The organism is Pseudomonas sp. 3JA (assembly GCF_036961705.1).
GTDB classification, from domain to species: domain Bacteria; phylum Pseudomonadota; class Gammaproteobacteria; order Pseudomonadales; family Pseudomonadaceae; genus Aquipseudomonas; species Aquipseudomonas fluorescens_Q.
The window spans coordinates 97,608-119,755 of sequence record NZ_JBAMDJ010000015.1 but is presented as its reverse complement, the minus strand read 5'-3'; the positions used below and the strand labels follow the sequence as shown (position 1 = coordinate 119,755).

At 62.0% G+C, this 22,148-nt stretch carries 17 protein-coding genes; 10 read left to right on the top strand and 7 right to left on the bottom strand.

Annotation, left to right across the window (positions count from 1 at the left end):
• Positions 1-33 precede the first annotated feature (33 nt).
• The 6 genes from V7773_RS14235 (at position 34) to V7773_RS14210 (ending at position 6,980) form a co-directional block, all read left to right on the top strand.
• Positions 34-1,398 (top strand): aspartate aminotransferase family protein, encoded by a 1,365-nt coding sequence (locus V7773_RS14235; RefSeq protein WP_092149105.1) that lies wholly within the window; start codon positions 34-36, stop codon positions 1,396-1,398.
• A gap of 196 nt (positions 1,399-1,594) precedes the next feature.
• A complete protein-coding gene (locus tag V7773_RS14230) occupies positions 1,595-2,692 on the top strand; it encodes a polyamine ABC transporter substrate-binding protein (protein WP_063323899.1) in 1,098 nt (365 codons plus the stop codon).
• A gap of 184 nt (positions 2,693-2,876) precedes the next feature.
• Positions 2,877-3,974, top strand: coding sequence for a polyamine ABC transporter substrate-binding protein (locus tag V7773_RS14225; protein WP_092149102.1), 1,098 nt, complete (start codon positions 2,877-2,879; stop codon positions 3,972-3,974).
• A 62-nt stretch (positions 3,975-4,036) separates the two neighbouring features.
• Complete coding sequence (locus tag V7773_RS14220) at positions 4,037-5,179, top strand: ABC transporter ATP-binding protein (protein WP_063323901.1); 1,143 nt, start codon at positions 4,037-4,039, stop codon at positions 5,177-5,179.
• The gene (locus tag V7773_RS14215) at positions 5,176-6,096 is read left to right on the top strand and encodes an ABC transporter permease subunit (RefSeq protein ID WP_063323902.1); all 921 of its coding nucleotides are present in this window, start codon (positions 5,176-5,178) and stop codon (positions 6,094-6,096) included. The genes V7773_RS14220 and V7773_RS14215 overlap by 4 nt, the downstream gene beginning before the upstream one ends.
• Entirely contained in the window at positions 6,093-6,980 is an 888-nt protein-coding gene (locus V7773_RS14210) for an ABC transporter permease subunit (RefSeq protein ID WP_063323903.1), read from the top strand. Before V7773_RS14215 ends, V7773_RS14210 begins: the two co-directional genes overlap by 4 nt.
• A 376-nt stretch (positions 6,981-7,356) precedes the next feature.
• On the opposite strand, the gene V7773_RS14205 is transcribed toward V7773_RS14210, so the two are convergent.
• From V7773_RS14205 to V7773_RS14190, 4 genes are all read right to left on the bottom strand, one after another.
• Positions 7,357-7,698 (bottom strand): carboxymuconolactone decarboxylase family protein, encoded by a 342-nt coding sequence (locus tag V7773_RS14205; RefSeq protein WP_003206631.1) that lies wholly within the window; start codon positions 7,696-7,698, stop codon positions 7,357-7,359.
• 101 nt (positions 7,699-7,799) lie between these two features.
• Entirely contained in the window at positions 7,800-10,205 is a 2,406-nt protein-coding gene (locus V7773_RS14200; RefSeq protein ID WP_336073941.1) for a penicillin acylase family protein, read from the bottom strand.
• A 356-nt stretch (positions 10,206-10,561) separates the two neighbouring features.
• Positions 10,562-12,685: a type III effector gene (locus V7773_RS14195; protein WP_336073940.1), complete on the bottom strand. Its 2,124-nt coding sequence runs from the start codon at positions 12,683-12,685 to the stop codon at positions 10,562-10,564.
• A gap of 11 nt (positions 12,686-12,696) precedes the next feature.
• Positions 12,697-13,185, bottom strand: a complete 489-nt coding sequence (locus V7773_RS14190; protein WP_063323906.1) for a CesT family type III secretion system chaperone — start codon at positions 13,183-13,185, stop codon at positions 12,697-12,699.
• A 185-nt stretch (positions 13,186-13,370) separates the two neighbouring features.
• On the opposite strand from V7773_RS14190, the gene V7773_RS14185 reads away from it, so the two are divergent.
• Positions 13,371-14,513, top strand: a complete 1,143-nt coding sequence (locus V7773_RS14185) for a transglycosylase SLT domain-containing protein (protein WP_336073938.1) — start codon at positions 13,371-13,373, stop codon at positions 14,511-14,513.
• A gap of 126 nt (positions 14,514-14,639) precedes the next feature.
• Here the strand turns inward: V7773_RS14185 and V7773_RS14180 are convergent, their stop codons facing one another.
• Positions 14,640-15,797 (bottom strand): serine hydrolase domain-containing protein, encoded by a 1,158-nt coding sequence (locus V7773_RS14180; RefSeq protein WP_063323908.1) that lies wholly within the window; start codon positions 15,795-15,797, stop codon positions 14,640-14,642.
• Between the two features lie 140 nt (positions 15,798-15,937).
• On the opposite strand from V7773_RS14180, the gene V7773_RS14175 reads away from it, so the two are divergent.
• Positions 15,938-17,167 carry a cytochrome P450 family protein gene (locus V7773_RS14175; RefSeq protein WP_336073936.1) on the top strand — a complete coding sequence of 410 codons (1,230 nt, stop codon included), beginning with the start codon at positions 15,938-15,940 and terminating at the stop codon, positions 17,165-17,167.
• Positions 17,168-17,342: 175 nt separating this feature from the next.
• Here V7773_RS14175 and V7773_RS14170 read toward each other — a convergent pair whose 3' ends face one another.
• Both V7773_RS14170 and V7773_RS14165 read right to left on the bottom strand, forming a co-directional pair.
• A complete protein-coding gene (locus V7773_RS14170; protein ID WP_063323910.1) occupies positions 17,343-17,939 on the bottom strand; it encodes a GNAT family N-acetyltransferase in 597 nt (198 codons plus the stop codon).
• A complete protein-coding gene (locus V7773_RS14165; RefSeq protein ID WP_336073935.1) occupies positions 17,936-18,487 on the bottom strand; it encodes an RNA polymerase sigma factor in 552 nt (183 codons plus the stop codon). Before V7773_RS14165 ends, V7773_RS14170 begins: the two co-directional genes overlap by 4 nt.
• Positions 18,488-18,797: 310 nt before the next feature.
• Between V7773_RS14165 and V7773_RS14160 the strand changes: the two genes are divergently transcribed.
• Both V7773_RS14160 and sctV read left to right on the top strand, forming a co-directional pair.
• Positions 18,798-19,925, top strand: a complete 1,128-nt coding sequence (locus V7773_RS14160; RefSeq protein ID WP_336073934.1) for a TyeA family type III secretion system gatekeeper subunit — start codon at positions 18,798-18,800, stop codon at positions 19,923-19,925.
• Complete coding sequence (sctV, locus tag V7773_RS14155; RefSeq protein ID WP_336073933.1) at positions 19,922-22,009, top strand: type III secretion system export apparatus subunit SctV; 2,088 nt, start codon at positions 19,922-19,924, stop codon at positions 22,007-22,009. The genes V7773_RS14160 and sctV overlap by 4 nt, the downstream gene beginning before the upstream one ends.
• Positions 22,010-22,148 lie beyond the last annotated feature (139 nt).

Genomic DNA, 22,148 nt, shown 5'->3' with positions numbered 1-22,148 from the left:
GGCTTCGCCCTCACCGATAAAAGGAGAATTGGCATGACCCGCAACAACCCGCAAACCCGTGAATGGCAGGCACTGAGCAACGATCACCACCTGGCGCCGTTCAGCGACTTCAAACAGCTCAAAGAGAAAGGCCCGCGCATCATCACCCACGCCAAGGGTGTCTACCTCTGGGACAGTGAAGGCAACAAGATCCTCGACGGCATGGCCGGCCTCTGGTGCGTGGCCGTCGGTTATGGCCGCGAGGAACTGGCCGACGCCGCCAGCCAACAGATGCGCGAGCTGCCGTACTACAACCTGTTCTTCCAGACGGCCCACCCGCCAGTGCTGGAATTGTCCAAAGCCATCGCCGACATCGCCCCAGAAGGCATGAACCACGTGTTCTTCACCGGTTCCGGCTCCGAAGGCAACGACACGATGCTGCGGATGGTCCGCCACTATTGGGCGATCAAGGGCCAGCCGAACAAGAAAGTCATCATCAGCCGCAAGAACGGTTATCACGGTTCGACCGTGGCCGGCGCGAGCCTGGGCGGCATGACCTATATGCACGAGCAGGGCGACCTGCCGATCCCGGGCATTGTCCACATCGCCCAACCTTATTGGTTCGGCGAAGGCGGCGACATGAGCCCCGAAGAGTTCGGCGTGTGGGCGGCCAACCAGTTGGAAGAAAAGATCCTGGAGCTCGGCGTGGACAACGTCGGCGCCTTCATCGCCGAGCCGATCCAGGGCGCCGGTGGCGTGATCGTACCGCCGGACAGCTACTGGCCGCGCATGAAGGAAATCCTCGCCAAGTACGACATCCTGTTCGTGGCCGACGAGGTGATCTGTGGTTTCGGTCGTACCGGTGAGTGGTTCGGTACCGATCACTACGGGTTGAAACCGCACATGATGACCATCGCCAAGGGCCTGACCTCCGGCTACATCCCCATGGGCGGGCTGATCGTGCGTGACGACGTGGTCGCGGTGCTCAACGAAGGCGGAGACTTCAACCACGGGTTTACCTACTCCGGTCACCCGGTGGCCGCAGCGGTGGCCCTGGAAAACATCCGCATCCTGCGCGACGAAAAGATCATCGAGCGTGTCCACAGCGAAACGGCACCCTATTTGCAGAAGCGTTTGCGGGAACTGAACGATCATCCTCTGGTGGGTGAAGTGCGCGGTGTCGGTTTGCTGGGAGCGATCGAACTGGTCCAGGACAAGGCCACGCGCAAGCGCTACGAAGGCAAGGGCGTGGGCATGATCTGCCGGCAGTTCTGCTTCGATAACGGGCTGATCATGCGCGCGGTGGGCGACACCATGATCATTGCGCCGCCGCTGGTGATCAGCAAGGCCGAGATCGACGAGTTAGTGGCCAAGGCGCGGCAGTGCCTGGACCTGACGCTCAGTGCGTTGCAAGGCTAAGTGCTAGGCTCTGAGCGAGGTGCCTGCAAGGGCCTCGCCCAGCGAGAATAAAAGGCTGGGCTTGTGTTGAAAGCCTGGCCTGTAACTTGCCAGACTACCGACCGTTCAAGTTGTCCGCGAGCCGGCTACTGAACGTGGCTAAGAAGAATAACTGGAGCACTTTTTCATGAAGGCATTAGGCATGAAGACATTAGGTATGAAGATAGCTGGCAAGACCCTCCTGGCCATGTCCCTGATGGGCGTGATGGCGGGCGCCGTTCAGGCGGACGATAAAGTGCTGCACGTCTATAACTGGTCCGACTACATTGCGCCGGACACCGTCGCCAAGTTCGAGAAAGAGTCGGGGATCAAAGTCGTCTACGACGTATTCGACAGCAACGAAACCCTGGAAGCCAAGTTGCTGGCCGGCAAGTCCGGTTATGACATCGTGGTGCCGTCGAACAACTTCCTGGCCAAGCAGATCAAGGCCGGGGTCTACCAGAAACTCGACAAGTCCAAGTTGCCGAACTGGAAAAACCTGAATACCGACCTGCTCAAGGCCGTTTCGGTGAGCGACCCGGGTAACGAACATGCCTTCCCGTACATGTGGGGGTCGATCGGCATCGGCTTCAACCCAGAGAAGGTCAAGGCTGCCCTCGGTGCCGACGCTCCAACCAACTCGTGGGACTTGCTGTTCAAGCCGGAAAACGCGGCCAAGCTGAAAGCCTGCGGCATCAGCTTCCTCGACTCGCCGACCGAAATGATCCCGGTGGCGCTGCATTACCTGGGCTATCCGACCGACAGCCAGGACAAGAAGCAACTGGCTGAAGCCGAAGCGCTGTTCCTCAAGATCCGTCCTTCGATCGGCTACTTCCACTCCTCCAAGTACATCTCCGACCTGGCCAACGGCAACATCTGCGTAGCGGTCGGCTACTCGGGCGACATCTACCAGGCCAAGTCCCGTGCAGCCGAAGCCGGCGGCAAGGTTAAAGTCAGCTACAACATTCCGAAGGAAGGTGCTGGCAGCTTCTTCGACATGGTCGCCATCCCCAAGGACGCCGAGAACGTCGAGGGTGCCTACAAGTTCATGACCTTCCTGCAAAAGCCGGAAATCATGGCTGAAATCACCGACACCGTGAGCTTCCCGAACGGCAACGCGGCCTCTACGCCGCTGGTCAGCAAGGAAATCACCAGCGACCCGGGCATCTACCCGCCGGCAGACGTGCAAGCCAAGCTTTACGCGATTGCCGACCTGCCAGCCGCGACCCAGCGGATCCTGACCCGCAGCTGGACCAAGATCAAATCCGGTAAATAAGCCGGCCTGAAGCATCTTCCTGTTGTCGCTGCCATCGCGGCGGCGGCAACAGGAGCCATTAAATAACTAAAAGTTTTGCTGGATCGGTTTATCGAGGGTAAGTTGCGCGCCGGTTTTGTTGCAGGGCCTCTCATGGTCAAGTAACGGGGGCAACTTGGGCCCAACTATTTAAGAGGACCTCCACGTGCCAGTCTTTTCTTTGTTACGCAACGCCTTGCTGGTCGGTGCCGGCCTGACGCTCGCCGTCAGCGTCCAGGCCGCCTCCACCGTGCATATTTATAATTGGTCGGACTACATCGGCGAGACCACCCTGGCGGATTTTGAAAAAGCCACGGGCATCAAGCCGGTGTATGACGTGTTCGATTCCAACGAAACCCTGGAAGGCAAGTTGCTGGCCGGGCGTACCGGTTATGACGTGGTGGTGCCGTCCAACCACTTCCTGGGCAAACAGATCAAGGCCGGGGCGTTCCAGAAGCTCGACAAGGCGCAGTTGCCCAACTATGCCAACCTCGACCCTGTGCTGCTCAAGCGCCTGGAAAAGAACGACCCAGGCAACCAGTACGCCGTGCCTTACCTGTGGGGCACCAATGGCATCGGCTACAACGTCGAGAAGATCAAGGCGGTCCTGGGCGTCGACAAGATCGATTCGTGGGCCATGCTGTTCGAACCGGAAAACATCAAGAAGCTGTCCAGTTGCGGTGTTTCGTTCCTCGACTCCGGCGACGAGATGATCCCGGCGATGCTCAATTACCTGGGCCTGAACCCCAACAGCGAAGACCCTGAAGACTACAAGAAGGCCGAGGCCCAGCTCCTCAAGATCCGGCCTTACGTGACCTACTTCAATTCCTCCAAGTACATCTCCGATCTGGCCAACGGCGAGATCTGCGTGGCCGCCGGTTTCTCCGGCGACATCTTCCAGGCCCGCGAACGTGCCAGCGAAGCCGGCAAGGGCGTCGAAATCGCCTATGTGATTCCCAAGGAAGGCGGCAACCTCTGGTTCGACATGCTGGCGATTCCGCGCGACGCCACCAACATCAAGCAAGCGCATGCCTTTATCAACTATGTGCTCAAGCCTGAAGTCATCGCCCAGGTCAGCGACACCGTCGGTTATGCCAACCCGAACCCGAAGGCTGGCGAGCTGATGGATCAGAAAGTACGTACCGACGAAGCGGTTTACCCACCGCAAGCGGTCGTCGACAAGCTCTACGTCAACTCCGAGTTGCCGCCCAAGATCCAACGACTCATGACCCGCAGCTGGACCAAGGTCAAGTCGGGTAAATAACGTCAACATTCTAAAGGTTCGTCCGCGTGGGGCGAACTGCAAATTCTGTGGGAGTTTCGTAAATGGCAGTTGCCTCCGGCGCCTATAAGAAAGCCCTCGAGGGCGACCAGACACCCAAGCAGGTGTTGGTCAAAATCGACCGGGTCACGAAGAAGTTCGACGAGACGATTGCCGTGGACGATGTGTCCCTGGAAATCAAGAAAGGCGAGATCTTCGCCTTGCTCGGCGGTTCGGGATCGGGCAAATCCACCTTGTTGCGAATGCTGGCCGGTTTCGAGCGGCCTACCGAAGGGCGGATTTACCTCGACGGTGTGGACATCACCGACATGCCGCCCTACGAGCGGCCGATCAACATGATGTTCCAGTCCTACGCCTTGTTCCCCCATATGACCGTGGCGCAGAACATCGCCTTCGGCTTGCAGCAGGACAAGATCCCGAAAGCCGAAATCGATGCCCGCGTGGCTGAAATGCTCAAGCTGGTGCAGATGAGCCAATACGCCAAGCGCAAGCCGCACCAGCTCTCTGGCGGCCAGCGCCAGCGCGTGGCCCTGGCCCGTTCCCTGGCCAAGCGGCCGAAGCTGTTGTTGCTCGACGAGCCGATGGGGGCCCTGGACAAGAAGCTGCGCTCGCAAATGCAGCTTGAGCTGGTGGAGATCATCGAGCGGGTTGGTGTGACCTGCGTCATGGTGACCCACGACCAGGAAGAGGCCATGACCATGGCCGAGCGCATCGCGATCATGCACCTGGGCTGGATCGCCCAGATCGGCAGCCCGATCGACATCTACGAAACCCCGACCAGCCGGCTGGTCTGCGAGTTCATCGGCAACGTCAACATCTTCGAGACCGAAGTGGTGGACGACGCCGAAGGCCACGCGGTGCTGACCTGCAAGGACCTGGACCGCAACATCTACGTGGGCCACGGCATCAGCACCTCGGTGCAGGACAAGTCCGTGACCTATGCCATTCGCCCGGAAAAACTGCTGGTCACCGCCGAACAACCGACCTGCGAGAACAACTGGTCCAGCGGCAAGGTCCATGACATCGCCTACCTGGGCGGCCACTCGGTGTTCTACGTCGAGTTGCCGAGCGGCAAGCTGGTGCAGTCCTTCGTCGCCAACGCCGAACGCCGCGGCCAGCGTCCGACCTGGGGCGACCAGGTGTTCGTCTGGTGGGAAGACGACAGCGGCGTGGTACTTCGCTCATGAACATGCGCAAACTCAAACGCCGACTCGACCGAATAACGCCCGGTGGCCGCCAACTGGTCATCGGGGTGCCCTTCATCTGGCTGTTCCTGTTCTTCATGCTGCCGTTCTTCATTGTCCTGAAGATCAGCTTCGCCGAAGCCGACGTAGCCATCCCGCCGTACACCGAGATCTACAGCTACGTCGACCAGAAGCTGCAGGTGCTGCTCAACCTCGCCAACTACGCGATGCTGAGCGAGGACGAGTTGTACATCGCCGCCTACCTCGGCTCGCTGAAAATGGCCCTGATCAGCACGGTCTTGTGCCTGCTGATCGGCTACCCGATGGCCTATGGCATCGCCAATGCCCGCAAAGAGATGCAGACGGTGCTGGTGCTGCTGATCATGATGCCGACCTGGACCGCGATCCTGATCCGCGTCTACGCGTGGATGGGCATCCTCAGCAACAACGGCTTGCTCAACGGCTTTTTGCTGAGCATGGGTTTTATCAACGAACCGCTGCAGATCCTCAACACCAACCTGGCGGTGTATATCGGGGTCGTCTACTCCTACCTGCCGTTCATGATCCTGCCGCTGTACGCCAACCTGGTGAAACATGACCCCAGCCTGCTGGAAGCCGCGTCGGACCTGGGTTCGAGCACCTTCAACAGTTTCTGGAAAATCACCGTGCCACTGTCCAAGAACGGCATCGTCGCCGGTTGCATGCTGGTGTTCATCCCCGTGGTGGGCGAGTTCGTGATCCCGGAACTGCTGGGTGGCCCGGAAACCCTGATGATCGGCAAAGTGCTGTGGCAGGAATTCTTCAACAACCGTGACTGGCCGGTGGCATCCGCCCTGGCGGTGGTGATGCTGGCGATCCTGATCGTGCCCATCATCCTCTTCAACCGCAGTCAGGCCAAAGAAATGGAGGGCAAGGAATGAAGCGCTTCAGTTTTTCAAGCCTGATGCTGGTGCTGGGCTTGCTGTTCATCTACGCGCCCATGCTGATCCTGGTGATCTACTCGTTCAACGCCTCGAAACTGGTGACGGTGTGGGGCGGTTGGTCGATCAAGTGGTACGTCGGCCTGTTGGACAACAGCCAGTTGATGGGCTCGGTGGTGCGCTCGCTGGAGATCGCCTGCTACACGGCGATTGCCGCGGTGGCCCTGGGGACGCTGGCGGCCTTCGTGTTGACCCGCATCACCCACTTCAAGGGCCGCACGCTGTTCGGCGGCCTGGTCACCGCGCCACTGGTGATGCCGGAAGTGATCACCGGCCTGTCGCTGTTGCTGCTGTTCGTAGCCATGGCCCAGATGATCGGCTGGCCCCAGGAGCGTGGCATCGTCACGATCTGGATTGCCCACACCACGTTCTGCGCGGCGTATGTGGCGGTGGTGGTCTCGGCGCGCTTGCGTGAGCTGGACCTGTCCATCGAAGAAGCGGCCATGGACCTCGGTGCGCGGCCGTGGAAGGTGTTCTTTTTGATCACCATCCCGATGATCGCGCCATCGCTGGCAGCGGGGGGCATGATGTCGTTCGCGCTGTCCCTGGATGACCTGGTACTGGCGAGCTTCGTCTCCGGCCCTGGCTCGACGACCTTGCCGATGGAAGTGTTCTCGGCGGTGCGCCTGGGTGTGAAACCGGAAATCAACGCCGTGGCGAGCCTGATCCTGCTGGCGGTGTCGCTGGTGACTTTCCTGGTTTGGTTCTTCAGCCGCCGCGCCGAAGAAAGCCGTAAGCGGGCGATCCAGCAAGCCATCGAAGAAAGCGCCGCCGACTCCTGGAAACAACCGGAAGTGCGTCGGGCCGAGACCGCTCCGGTTTAATCGGACGCTGAGTAACTGTGGGAGCGGGCTTGCTCGCGAAAGCGGTGTGACAGTCGACGAAGATGTCGATCGTTCCCACGCTCTGCGTGGTAATGCATCCGGTGACGCTCCGCGTCACCTTGCAGAAGCGGAACGCCGAGCGTCCCTGGCGGCATTCCCACGCGGGGCGTGAGGAACGCTTCCGCAGCCACCCCAACTTGCTCGTTCCCACGCTCCTGCGTGGGCATGCATCCCGTGACGCTCCGCGTCACCTTGCAGAAGCGGAACGCGGAGCGTCCCTGGCGGCATTCCCACGCGGAGCGTGGGGAACGATCGATACCTGTGGGAGCGAGCTTGCTCGCGATAGCGGTGTAGCGAAGATGTCAGTTATCGCCGCTCATTTCTTTAGCGCGTCATGGGCCTCCAGCGCGCGCAGGGAGTAGATGTACGCCGCGCCCGCGTTCAGGGACACCGCGGTGGCCAGAGTGGCGGCGATTTCTTCGCGGGTGGCGCCGGCCTTGATGGCGGCGTCGGTGTGTACGCCGATGCAACCGTCACAGCGCGTGGTGATGGCGACGGCGATGGAGATCAGCTCACGGGTCTTGGCATCGAGCACGTCATTTTCAGCCGCGGCTTCGTCCAGGGCCATGTAGGCCTTGACCATCTTCGGATTGCTTTTGCCCAGGGCGCCAAAGGCGCTCTTGATGGTAGGCAGCAGCTCGGACCAGTTATTGAACATAGCGTTGACTCCTGATGGGAAAGGCGGGATTGCGTCCTTGTAGTCTTGACCATCAATGACGATCAAGGCCGGGTGGCGATGAAAAGACTTGTGCGCCCGCTTCAGGGCGCCCGGGCCGGCAACAGTTTCAAGGTGCCATGGGTATTGGCCGTCACTTCTTCCTCGGCCAAATGCGCCTGGTGATACAGCCCCTCTATGTACGCCTCGGCCTGATCCTCGTAATGCTTGTCGAACGGCACGCCGCTCTGGCCAACGGGGTTGATGGTGACGCTGTGGGTCGGGTCGGCGAAGTCGATGATGCGCCGTGTCGAAGGCCCGTAGGTCACCGGCCACGGCGCCGGACCGATTTTGGCGGAGAGGTTGTTGGGTACCTCGTGGGTACCCGGTGCGGCAAACGGACCGACATTGAAGATCCGGTCCAGCGGCTTTTGCAGACCCAGCGGATGACCATGGGTCAGGGTATGAGCCTTGCCCCACTGCCATTGCGTGGCATCGTCACCCAGGGTGGTCCGCAGGTGCGCCAGGCTTTTCTTCCAGGCAATGTTCACCGTGTCGGCACGGGTTTCCACGCCCAGCGTCGTGCGGTCATCCCACCACGGTGAATCCTTTGAAGCCGCCAGGCGTGGCAGGGCTGCGTCGATCACCCGGGTCGACAGGGCGGTTTCGAAGAAGCCGTCACCCAGTTCATCGTGCAGGGCGGCGTCGGCCAGGTTGAACAGGAACTGGTTGAACAGCGTCGCGCTGATGGAATCCAGTGGGTAATCGCCTTGCCATTGGGCCAGTTGCTCCACCCATTTGCGCTCCTGCGGATCGCTGATCACCTCGCGCAACACCGGCAACAAAGGCGCGAGCAGGCGCGGGCCGTAGGCGGTGGTGGTGCCCAGTTGCAGTTTCTGGGTGGTTTCGATGTCCCACTTCGCCTGCTTGTCGCTGAGCTGGTGGTTGAGTTGCTGGCCACGGTCGGCGAGGTTGTAATAACCGGGGATCTCGATGCCGCTGGCCGGCACCGGCTGGAAATTGGCCGAGACGATGTAGCCCCGCGCCGGGTTCTCCTCCTGCGGGTTGTTGCTGAACGGATAGAAGCCTTCCTTTTCCGCCTCCGGGCTGCTGCCATCGAGAATGAAGCCGGGCTTCACGCCGACTGGCCGCTTGGGCAGTTGCGCGGCGGCCCACCAGCCGATGTCCCCCTTGGCGTTGGCCCACACCACGTTCAGCCCCGGCGCGTGGATCTTGGCCGAAGCGCCGCGAGCCTTGGTGAGGGTGTCGGCGCGGTTGAGCTGGTAAAAGGCCTCGAGGATCGGGTTGCGGCTTTCCAGGAACCCCCACCACATCGCGACCGGGGTCTTGCCGGCGTTCGCGCCGAGGGCATCGTTGACGATCGGGCCATGGGGCGACTGGCGCAGCACCAGCGTCACCGGCGCCTGGCCCTTGACCGCGATCTGCTGCTCGCTGCGGGTCATGTCCACCCATTTGTCGCGATACCAGACCTGTTCGGGATTGTCCGGGTTGACCTTCTCGGCGATCAGGTCCAGGTCGTCGTTCTGGAACATGGTGATGCTCCAGCCAAAATCCCGGTTCATACCCAGCGTCGCGAAGGGCAGCAGCGCCTGGTATTGCCCGTAGAGTTCGAACCCCGGGGCCGACAAATGCGCCTCGTACCACACCGAAGGCGTGGAAAAACGGATGTGCGGGTCACCCGCCAGCAACGGCTTGCCGCTGTGGGTGCGGCTGCCGGAGACCGCCCAGGCATTGCTGCCCTCGAACTGCGGCAGGCCGTTATCAGCCAGGGCCTGCTCGCTCAGGCGGGCCAGGGCGTCGAGGTCTTTCCAGTCGGCGGCAGCCAGCGGCAGGCTGCCCTTGCGACCTTCGGCCAGCACGCCCTGAGGCTGCCAGTCGAGGTCGAAAATGTTCAGGTAGTTGGCACCCAGCACATCGCGCACGTAGGTCAGCAGGGGTTCGGTGCGAAAGGCGGCGGCGAAGCTGTAGGCCATGTAGCCGGTAATGCTCACGGTGTCTTCGGCGGTGAAGGGGCGCTTGGGAATGCCCAGCACATCGAATTCCACGGGACGGGTGTGGCTGTCCTGGTAGGCGTTGATCCCATCCAGATAGGCTTGCATGGCGAGCCAGGCGGGGGATTGTGGGTCCTGCTCGGTCACGTAGGCCGCGGCACGCTCGCGAATGCGCAGGCTGCGCATCAGCTTGTCGGTGTCGAGCAGTTTCGGCCCCAGCACCTCGGCCAGCTCACCACGGGCGAGGCGGCGCATGATCTCCATCTGAAACAGCCGATCCTGGGCATGGACATAACCGAGGGCGCGGTACAGGTCGGTTTCGTTCTCGGCGCGGATATGCGGCACACCGCGTTCGTCGTAGCGCACCGTCACCGAGCCATGCAGCCCTTGCAACTGCACCGTGCCTTGGCGGGTGGGCTGCTTGCTGTAGAGGTAGCCACCCGTGACGATGATCGCGGTGACGATCAATGACAGGAAGGCGATGAGGGTGCGTTTCATGGTGATTCCTTATTCTGGTGACAGCGGTCCCTTGGTGTCGCTGTTGATTCCCTGTGTAGCATAGGGCTGCTTCCCGGCGCATCGTCCGTCGGAGGGATTTTCTCCAAGTCGCCTCGCGGGCCAGAGTATAGGCGGTGGAAGGTTTCAGGCAGCGGCTGGGCTTTGGAGGCCGGCGCGGCGAATCGGAAGGCTATCGTTGATCGGCATGGCAATCACGTCGGTCGTCGTCGAAGCGCAAAGGGATGTGGGTCGGCGTGTGTCGCGAGGGCCGGCCACAGGAGGCTCCTGCGGCCGGCGTAGAAGGACGGTTTCAACCGATGAGCGTCAAGCCAGCGAAAGATAGCCCGGCGAATTCATCAGCTTGGCCGGGTAGTGGGTGCAGGTTCGTTGGACGGCCCGCCCTGGGGTCGCGCTTCGCCTCGCTCTGCCAGTTGAATGTTATCGCCAGAGGCTTTTTTGGGCCGCGGTGCCAGGCTTTGGGCCCATTCCGTACCCAGGTTAAGCCCCGCGATAGCGGTTTGCGGAACGACCTGGGTAAGGCCGCGGGTCACGTGGTAGGTATTTTCGAGGTCGCGCCGCCAGCCTTCCGGCTGGGTGTGGGGCAGGCCGTCTCGGTTTGGATTTGTCACGTTCTGCAGCGGTACGTTTGCTCGCTTGGTCAGGTCGTCTTTGCCGCTCAGCGCCTTGTTTTCGAGCGGTGCCGCCACACTGTTGGCGAAGAACGGAAGCAGCGTCAGGCCGGAGGAGAAGAAGGTTGTGACAATCTGCTCCATTTTTTCCCGCACTTCCGGGTTTTCACCCACCGCGGCTGCGTCGCCCACGGCTGTACGCATGGCGACCCCTTCGCCTACGCCAACGATCCGGTTGGCGAGGTCGCTGACGTTGGCCATGCTGATCGGGTTGAGCTTTCCTGTCGCTTCGGAAAACGCCTTGGGTAACAGTTCGCCCCAGTTGCGGTTTTCCTTGGTCACCCGGTAGGTGGGAATCTCCTCATCACCGTGGGTTTGCGCATATTTCGCCACTGCCTGGCCCCCCGCCATGAAGGTGCCGCCTACTGCTGAGGCCGTCGTGCGGGCGATGATGCCGCCGGCATTTACCGAGGTGAATTGATCAATGGTATCGCGCACGGCATGGGCGGCACCGAAGGCGAGGTAGCCGGTGAAGTCACCACTCATGGTGCCAAAGTTGTTCGCGTTCTGTTTGAGCTTGAAGTCGTTGCGTTTTTGCTCCTGTGTGAGGTCGAGGGCATCGCGTCCAGCGTTCTCGACCCGACGTCCGTCCTGGGTGACGACTTGCAGGGCCTTGGGATAGACCGACATTGGATCGACTTTTTCCAGGCCGGCGCCGATGGTCTTGTCGACGACGACCTGGACGAATGGGCGGATGCCGTCGCTGATCACCTTGTGGGCGGCGCCTAGGACAGTCGAGGTCGCCGCGACATGCTTGCCGTAGGAGGCGTCCGCCATTTTTTCATCAATCGACGCTGTGATCGCGCCAAAGTGGCCCGCAGACGCCACGCCCTGCGGGATCCCCGCCCCGGCGAACACCGCCAGGCCGGTTACAAAGCCGCTTTTGGTCTTGAGGTCGGCGACATAGTCCTGGCGTGCGACGTTCTTCAGTGCGGTGTCCAGCACCTCGTTTTTCTTCGTCGCCGTCGCCAGTTCGCTTGGCGTGTTCGGCTTGTCGTCATCGGTCTTGAGCAACTCGCCAAGCTCCCCCTGGACCTCGAGCAACTGATCCAGTTGATCTTTCGCCAGGTCGCGTTCGGGTCGGGAAAGGCTCTCGTTGGTCGCGGCACTCTGCGCGTGCTCGATTCGGCTTTCCATGAAGGTATTCAAGCGCGTGGGCATGTCTTGCGTCATGGCTTGCATGACACCCTTGGCATAACCGCGGAAGGCTTCATGGCTATTTTTCAGCAGTTGGCGATCGTTCCCTTCCGGGGTTTTATCAATGACTTCCTGGCACAACGAATGATAGGCGCCAAGGGTATTACCCATGCGCTCGCAGTGTTTGTCCCAGACTGCCTTGAAACCGCCGTCCTCTTTCCGGTCGCCCTCATTCTTGGCCAGGTACTCGTTGAAGTCCTTGACGAATGCCTCGGTTTCTTCATGGCCCGACAGCATCGGGTGTGGCGTGCCGCCGAGTGCGGCGAGATGCTTCTGTACATCTTGATAACTTGTGCCTGGCGCGTAGCCCAATACCTTGCCTTCCAGGCTCATGTGCTCACGTGCATAGCCAATGGGGTCGCTCTCAGGGTTTTTCTTGCCGAGGCTGGTGACCAGTCCTGTCAGGCGCTGTTGCCTGGTTCGGAGTGTTTGCTGGGTCTTGTCGGTCGCCTGTCCTTCGAAGTGATAAGGCACCAGGGGATTGGTGGAGGGACGAACCTGCCCGGACAGGCTGGTTCCCACTGGCGTGATCCGATCGTCCTGCTGGTGCAACGCCGCCGAGCTGGTGCTTCGTCCTACTGATAAATCTGGCATGTCGTGTTCTCCTAGATTGACAGGGCGCTGTTGAGCCCGGTGCTACGGGGGGTGGGTTTGTGCTGGGTGGTCTTGGCGGTGTCGTTTGGGCTGGCACCGTCGAAGAAGTAGCCATCGCGCCAAATCAGCGCCATGTCGGCAGCACCGCCCATCAGCCCGAGCAGGCGCTCGGCCGTGAGGGTTTCCAGGGGGACGTGGCCGATCAGGATCACCTGTTCGCTGTCGCGGTTGTAAGACAGGGAAGGGCAGAACGCGCCGCTCAGCAGGTACAGGTTGGTTTCCAGCAGCCGTTGCAGGACCGCCTCCCGATTCGCCACCGGCAATGGCCCGAAGCTGCAGTAGATAAAGACGTCTCCCTCACCCACGCCTGGGGTGTGCTTCAGGGAAAAGTCCACATCCTTGACCGACAGGTTCGCCTGCTCGTAGAACGCTGCCGGGGTAGGAATCATTGTGAGTTCGCAGAGCTGATCGATCAGCTTGCAATAGATGGGTGACGCCATGAGTGACCTCGCATTGTCATCCAGGCGCCGACGAGCGCCTGCTGCCCATGGTGAGTGACAGCTGCGGCATTTCGGTTCCAACCGAGCCCCTGCCGCCCGATGACGGCGTGCCGGACGAGCCGCGTGGAACCGCTGCCTTGCGATCTGCCACCCAATGGCGCCACCTCACTCAAGGTTGACCGCCCATGTCTCGATCAATTGCACCTTTGCCGGCCCTTCGCTTCGTCCCCAAAGGGTTGTCCATGCTGGCCATGGGGACCTTGCTGTATGGCTGCCAGCACCTCGAACCGCAGTTGACCATCGGTGATCCGTTCGCCAACGAGCCTTACCGCTCGCAACTGCGCTGGCTTGAGCCGGCGCCTACGGACACGATCATCCAGATCGGCGAGTCATCCCCGCAAAGCGGCGGCAGCCTGTGGACGCGCATGCGCCAGGGGTTTTCCTTGCAGGCCAAGACCCAGGGTGTGGCGCGTATCGATGAGCAACGCCGCTGGCTGATGGATCGCCCGGCTTTTCTCACCCAGACCGGGCGTGCCGGCAGCCGTTACTTGCATTTCATCGTGGGTGAACTGAACAAGCGCAACATGCCGCTGGAACTGGCGCTGCTGCCAGCCATCGAGAGCGGGTTCAATCCGAACGCCCAATCGCCGGCCCAGGCCCTGGGCCTCTGGCAATTCATTCCCGCCACGGGGCGCCGCTATCAATTGCAGCAGCGGGGCGACTATGACGAGCGCCGGGACATTCCGTCATCGACGCGGGCCGCCCTGGATTATCTGTCCTACCTGCACGATTACTTCGACGGCGACTGGCTGCTGGCGCTGGCCGCCTACAACGCCGGGGAAGGGCGCGTACGCGACGCCATCACGCGCAATCGCGCCCGCGGCCTGGCGACCAACTATTGGAACCTGTCGTTGCCCGGCGAGACCCAGAACTATGTGCCGCGGCTGCTGGCGCTGTCGCAACTGGTGAATGCGCCCGCCGACTATGGCGTGAGCCTGGCGCCCATCGCCGACCAGCCGTATTTCCAGATGGTCACCTTGTCGCAGCCGGTGGACCTGGCGCACCTGGCGCAGTTGTCCGGTGTTCATGAACGAGAATTGCGCATGCTCAACCCTGCCGCGCGCGGCAGGGCCAGGGGGCGCCTGCTGATGCCCCTGGACGCATCGCGCAGGTTGCTGGCTCAACCGGACATGATCGCCAAGGCCGCGCTGCCCCGCGTAGCCGGTAGCGAAGAACAAGTGGTTGCCTCACCCGGCACCGGCACCGGCACCGGCACCGGCACGGCCGAGCCGCAGGTGGCGGAGGTGGTAGTGCCGCCAGGGGTGTGAGCCGGTTGCTTCCAGAAGCGGAACGCGGAGCGTCCCTGGCGGCATTCCCACGCGGAGCGTGGGGAACGATCTTCCGCAGCCTGATCTTTCGCTTAAGTGAATAGCATTGAGCCGATCGTCCAGGGTTTACAGGCAGCCCATCGCGACATTGGCCAGGCCGCGCGCGCGTGGGTCCATCAAGACGTAGGAGCCAATGGTGTTGCAGGCGAAGCCGAACGCCACGCCGCGTTCAGGGTCGGCAAACCCGATGGTGCCACCGGCGCCCATGTGGCCGAACGCCTCGTTACCCATGCCATAACTGCCGTTCGCTACGTCCGGCTGGTTGAGCATGATGCCCAGGCCGAAACGCGTTGGGGTCTGGATGGTCGGGTCGTATTCGGCGCTGTGCTCGCGCAACATTTCGTTGAGCAGCGGTGACTCCAGCAGTTGCCCGTCGAGCAGGCCTGCGTAGAACGCCGCCAGGCTGCGGGCATTGCCGTGTCCGTTGGCCGCTGGTTGGGTCATGCGTTTCCAGCCCGTCTCGTTACTGCGTCCCAGCACCATGGGCGGGTTGGCGAAGGCCAGCGCGCTCATGGCGGTCGGCTCGTTGAGCACGTCCTTCAAAACCCGGCCAAACGCTTCGTCGTCGATCTCGTCTTTGGTGCGCGCCATGTAGGCGCAGCGGGCGATGGTCGCGTCGTCCAGGCCGAGGTGAAAATCCAGCCCGAGCGGCACCGCCACGCGTTGGTGAATGCTTTGCGCCGGCGTCAGGCCATCCACCCGACGTAGCAATTCGCCGAGGATCCAGCCGAACAGCAAGGGTGAATAGGTCTGCTGTTCCCCAGCCGCGGCCCAGGGAGTTTCCTCGGCGATCAGGTCGGTCATGGTGTCCCAGTCGTAGAGGGTTTCCGGTGCCAGGGGCGTGCGCAGCGCAGGCAGCCCGGCACGGTGGCAAAGCACCTGGCGCAGGGTGATCGACGCTTTGCCGGCGTTGGCGAAGGCCGGCCAGTAGTGGCAGACCGGCGCGTCCAGGTCCAGGCGTCCTTCGCCGACCAGCTGCATGATCGCCACCGCCGTGAAGGGCTTGGTGCAGGAAAACAGATTGAGCAGCGTGTCGCGCTGCCAATGGCTGTCCGGCTCCGGCCCGGCAGTGCCGGCCCACAGGTCTATAACGGTTTCGCCGTCAATCTGGATGCAAAGGGCGGCGCCGCGTTCGAAGGGGCTTTGCATCAGCCGGATAAACGCCTCTTTGACCGGTTCGAAACGAGTGTCGCATTGGCCATGGATTGCAAGTGCACGCGTCATGTCAGCTTCTCGCAGGGGTTGGTGTTTTCCCTTGAGTGACCGTGGCCGTGCAAACGGTTCACCGGCAGGTAACCCACATGGATCTTTTTTGGCGCGCCCGGCCACTCAGGAGCAACGATTCATGCCCCTGGAGAGTGTTCATGGCTTACGAGCGTACCCTTGATTTGAATAGCGACGCCTTTCGTGGCGAGGCTTATCGGCATTATGCGGCGCTGCGCCAGGCGTCCCCGGTGTTTCTCAGCCAGGCCGAAGGGCAGTTGCCGATGTGGTACGTCACCGGTGCGCGGGAAGTCGAGGAGGTGCTGCTGGACAACGAGCGCTTCGCCCGTGACCCGTCGCGGATCGATGCGCAGTTCGCCGCGATGCTCGGCGGCGAACAATCCATCGCGTTTCTTAACGACCACATGCTCAACCGCGATGGCGACAGTCATCGCCGCTTGCGTCGCCTGGTCAACAAGGCCTTCACGTTGAAGGCGGTGAATGCCCTGCGGCCGCGTATCGAACAGATCGCCGAGACGTTGCTGGAACCCGTGTGGTCGAGCGGCCAAATGGACGTGGTGAGCCAATATGCATTCCCGTTATCGATCACTGTCATCGCCGAATTGCTTGGCGTCCCTGCACAAGATCGTGACGATTTCCGCCGCTGGTCCCACATGATCGTCCAGCAGGTGGGGCATGACCTGAGCGAGTTGCAGCGTTGCTACAAGGAATTCGCGGGCTACATGCTCGCGTTGATCGACCAGCGTCGAGCACAGCCGGGCGATGACCTGGTTTCGGCGCTGGCGCAGGTCGAGGAAGAGGGCAGCATGCTCAGCCAGAGTGAGCTGTGCAGCATGATCGCGCTGCTGATCATCGCCGGGCACGAAACGTCGGCATCGATGATCGGCAATGCGGTGCACATGCTCGTGCAGCACCCGAAGGTGCTGGCGCAATTGCGTGACGAGCCGGCGTTAATGCCTGGCGCGGTCGAGGAGCTTCTGCGCTATGACTCTTCGGTGGAGCGGGCCATGGTCCGCTTCGTTACCCGGGACACCGAACTGGCCGGACAACGCTTGCTACGCGGGCAACTGCTGATTGCGGTGGTGGGCTCGGCCAATCGTGACGAAACGCTGTGTGCAAACCCTGACACGCTCGACATCACTCGCCCGGCCTGCCCGCACATGTCGTTCGGCAAAGGCACGCACTATTGCCTGGGCGCCTCGTTGGCCCGGCAGGAATTGGAAATCGCCTTGAACACACTTCTTCGGTGCTGCCCTGGGCTGCAATTGGCGGTCGATCCCGGTGCCGTGCGCTGGCGCTACGTACCCAACTTCAGGGGGCCGGAGGCGTTGCCGGTGTGTTGGTCGGTGGATGGATCACCGAGGTCTTGATGAAAAGGGGGCTGCTGCGCAGCCCAGCGGGAGCAAGCTCCCTCGCCACGGGTTTATCGACTGAACAACAGGGTCTGCGGGGGCTGTGCAAAAAATGGCATCGGCTCGAATGAGCGCAGGCCCATGCCTTGGAAAGAGGCGGCTCGCCCGACGTCCAGCCGGACGAGCCGTGGACTCACGCCAGGCTGGCCTCCTCGTTTTGCGCCGGCGCTGAAAGGGAGATGGATGCCGTGTCGCCTGGCGTCAGGTGCAGTCCATAGAGCACGACGTCCGCACGGTTATCAGCGAACCGGGCAATCCCTGGGAAGCGTCCCCATTGGGTCGCGCCGAGCCCTTGTACGCCGCGTTTGCTGGCCTCGTTGTGCTCGATGATCCAGGCCACCAGCGTCTCGAAACCATACTGCCTGGCCAACACCACCGCGGCTTGGCCAAGGCGAATACCGACGCCGCTGCCGATGTGGTCGCTGCGTACGTAGATCGACACTTCACCGGTCAATCGGCAGGCCTGGGCTCCCCAACAGAAGCGGTTGACGATCAACCAGGCGACGACTTCGCCAGCGCGTTCGAGCACATAGATCGGATCACCCTCCTTGACGAAACAGTCGACGAAAAACGTCATTTCCTTCAGGGAAAACGCTCTGAGCACGGGGGAGCTGGTACCTCCCAGAGCGCTTTCGTTGAAGATATCTGTCATCACCGGCAAGTCGTCGGGGGTGTAGCGGCGCACGCCGCGTGGCAGGTCGGGTCGGCTGTTCAAACGATTGTGGGTCATGGCCGGGCTTCTCCATAGACGCTTCGTTTGAGTTGTTCACGCGCGCGAAACAACCTTGAACGCACGGTACCAATGGGGACGCCCAGCCGCTCGGCGGCATCGCGGTAGCTGCTCTCGGTGTCCACGGCGGTCCACAGGGTATCGCGCATGTCCTTGGGCAACTCATCCATGGCTAACAGCGTGCGATCCAACAGCCGACGGTTGTCGCACAGTTCACTCAAGTCAATGTCGTCACTGGACTCGTTGAACTCGCTCTCATCGAACGTGCTCAGCGGCGGCTGCGCATAGAAGCGGCGGAAGTGGTTGCGGATCAGGTTGAGGGCGATGCCACACAACCAAGTGTCCTGCTTTGCCAGCCCTTTGAACTTCTGCTGGTTGCGCCAGGCTTCCAGGTACGTGAGCTGGATGATGTCGTCGGCGTCGTCTTGATTGAGTACACGTTTTTGCACAAACAGACGCAGCTTGCGTTCCTCGCCGAAGCAGATGTCTGGCGCACCTGTGGGGGCCGGGGAGGTTTGCGGGGGGGCCATGAGATTCAGGCTGTTCATTAATAAATCCCTCTGAGTAGGTTCCATAGCGTCGATCAAAATGTCGACGTTTCCCCCGTCAGCAGGACCTGTGCCAAGCCGGATTAATGATTTATCTTTCTGATAATTAAGGGTTTTTTACTAGTGCTTTTGCTCTATTTGTGCAAGGGCATGCACAGCCGTCCCAAGCGCCACTGCATGAAATTGCACCGAGCGAACGCTCGGGCAGGAAACCCTTGCGAAGCGGTCAGAAAGGGCCATGGCCGCTGATGGAACTGAATGCTGGATAGCCGCCACCCACTGAGCGTCCGAAACCACGCTCACGGCCATCATGAAAGTAGAAGCCCCGACAAATGCGCATATTGCCGCCAACCTTGCCCAGACCGCTTCGGCCGTCGTGGGCATCGGCAAGCCTGTCGAATCGTTTCAGGCCGTGCAGTCCAATTCGATGGAGGAGGTCGGCATGACCTTCAGCCATCATGTGGAGCGCAATACCAAGGCGCTGAGCCAGCGGCGCATCCGCAATGCCCGCAGCGAGGTGGGCCAGGTGCGCGTCGAGACGCGCGAGCAGTTGGAAGAGTGGTACGACCAACTCGGCCACCCAGGCAAGCAGAGCCTGGGGGCAATGGCCGCCCAGGCGGGTTTGTTGTTGTGTGGCGAGCCGGTGCTTGAAGAGGTGGTGCAGTCCACCGGTGGTGACCCGGCCCGTACCGACCTGATCCTGCAGCAAGCCTTGCGCGAGGCCGAAGTTCAAGGTCGTCTCGTCGAAGCCCAGCGCGCTCGCGACTACCTGCAACTATTGCGCGAGCGTTATGGCGCGCAGATCCAGGCGGGCATGAACATCGCCGAGGCCTTGCGCGCTGCGGGCGGCGATCCCGAACTGCGCCAGGCGGTACGGCGGCTCTATTACGACACCGTGGTGCTCAAGCAATCGTTGCCCACCATGATGCAGGCGTTGCTTGGCTTGTTCGGCGAGGCGGCCTTCGTGCCGGGGCTGGACATGATGCGCCGGGCACTGGCTGACGATATCGCGGCGCACACACCGTCACGTCCCACCGCCCTGTTGCGCACGTTGTTGATCGGCCTGGCCGCCTCGACGCAACTGGGCAGTGTCCTGCACAGCTGCCGCCGTTTGCTCGAGCAACTGGCCTGCAGTTGCCCGGCCAGCCAGCTCACGGCGGTGCTGTTGCTCCAACGCATGCTGGGGTTTGTCAGCAGTGGCCTGTCGGCGGCGGAAGTACGGCGTATCGGGCGTGAACTGGGTGGAGAAGAGGAGCGGGACCAACTGGTCTCCCTGAACGGCCTGTACCCCTTGCTCAAGCGTTTGCCGCTGCCCCTCTGGCGGGATAGCAAAAGCCGACAGACCGCGTTGAAGAACCTGTTGGTGCTGCTCGATGAGCGTTCCCGTGGCGAGCCCCGAAGCCAGACCGCTGCCCCGGTGATTGGAGCACGCTCATGATCGCCCTGTTGAACAAAGTCGCCAACGAAGCGGTGCGGCGCATCGAGGTGGTCGGGGCGTTCGTGGTGCTCGGCATCGTGTTCATGCTGATCCTGCCCTTGCCGACCTCGGTGGTCGATGCGCTCATCGCGATCAACATCTGCATCTCCTGCCTGCTGATCGTGCTCTCGCTGTACCTGCCGCGACCGTTGGCGTTTTCCTCGTTTCCGGCGGTGCTGCTGCTAACCACGCTGTTCCGGCTGGCGTTGTCGGTGGCGACCACCCGGTTGATCCTGCTCCAGGGCGACGCCGGCCATATCGTCCAGGCGTTCGGCGATTTTGTAGTGGGGGGCAACCTGGCGGTCGGGTTGGTCATCTTCCTCATCCTGACGGTGGTCAACTTCCTGGTGATCACCAAGGGCTCGGAGCGGGTCGCCGAAGTGGCGGCGCGGTTCACCCTGGACGCGCTGCCGGGCAAGCAGATGTCCATCGACAGCGACCTGCGCGCCAACCTGATCGATGTCAGCGAAGCCCGGCGGCGTCGCGAGGAATTGAACAAGGAAAGCCAGCTGTTCGGTGCGATGGACGGGGCGATGAAGTTCGTCAAGGGCGATGCCATCGCGGGTTTGGTGATCGTGGTGATCAACCTCATCGGCGGCTTTTCGGTGGGCATGATGCAGCATGACATGGGCGCATCCGAATCGATGCACTTGTACGCCGTGTTGACCATCGGTGACGGTCTGATCGCGCAGATTCCGGCCCTGCTGATTTCTCTTACTGCGGGCATGATCATCACCCGCGTATCGCCGCAAGGGCAGCCGGCAGGCAGTAGCGTCGGCAAGGAAATCGCCCAGCAGTTGACCGCCGAACCCAAGGCCTGGGTGATCGCTTCGGTGGGAATGCTCGGCTTCGCGGCCTTGCCCGGCATGCCCACGCTGGTGTTCATCGTCATCGCCTTGATCACCGGCACCGCCGGCATCGTCCAGCTCTACTCGCGCGCCCGGCTGGCCCGCCAGGGCGACCAGCCAGCGGAGGTCGTGGCCCCGGCACAGAACGGCGCCGAAGACCTGCGCAGCTTCGACCCGACCCGTGCCTATCTTCTGCAGTTTTCCAAAGCCATGGAAGGCAACGCGGCCGCCGAGGAAGCCATCCAGGCGATCCGCAAAAAGCGTAACGCGCTGGTGGCCGGCTTTGGCCTGACCCTGCCGCCCTTCGAGATCGAATACAGCGCGCTGCTGGAAGACGACGAGTTCCGCTTCTGCGTGCACGAGGTGCCGATGTTGCGGGCAACTTTCGGAGAGCGCGTGGCCGTGGCGCGCGGGCCGCTGCCGTTGGAACCGCGCGACGGGCAGGTCGGCAGCGAGGTGCGCGACGAGCAGCAGTGGCTCTGGCTGACGCCTGACGATCCGCTGCTGGCGGACGAACGCGTGGAGGCGGTGTCGGCCGCCGAGTTGCTGGTGGAGCGCATGAGCCGCGCGATGTTTGCCACGGGCCCACAATTTTTGGGGCTTCAGGAGAGCAAGTCGATTCTCAGTTGGCTCGAAGCGGGCCAGCCAGAGCTGGTGCAGGAACTGCAGCGGACCATGCCGTTGGCCCGTTTCGCGGCCGTGCTCCAGCGCCTGGCCGGCGAAGGTGTCCCGCTGCGCGCGGTGCGGCTGATCGCCGAGTCCTTGATCGAGCACGGGCAGCACGAGCGCGACGTCGGTGCGCTGACCGACTACGCGCGCATCGCCCTGAAGTCGCAGATCTATCACCAGTACCGCGACGAAGATGGCCTGCACGTGTGGCTGTTGACGCCGGAAACCGAAGGCCTGTTGCGCGATGCGCTGCGCCAGACCCAGACGGAAACCTTTTTTGCCCTGGAAAGCCTGCATACCCGCGCCTTGGTCATGCAGTTGCGCGAAGGCTTCCCGTTGCGCGCCAAGCGCGTGGCCGTGCTGTTGGTGGCGCAAGACCTGCGGGCTCCGCTACGCGATTTGTTGCGTGACGAATTCAATCACGTGCCCGTGCTCGCCTTCAGCGAGTTGCACAGCAACGCCCAGGTCACCGTGCTGGGGCGCTTTGACCTCGAGCAGGAAAAGCTACGGATGGAGGATGCCGCGTGACGGGCTTGTCTTGGCACGCCAGCAGCGGTGCCTTCACGTAACGATGCAAATCCAGGTGCGTTCGATGGCCTGGCTGTGACAGAGGACGGGGGCCGCCGGTGCCCCGTCGTACAACCGGATCGTGGGCGAGCGTCTGTCG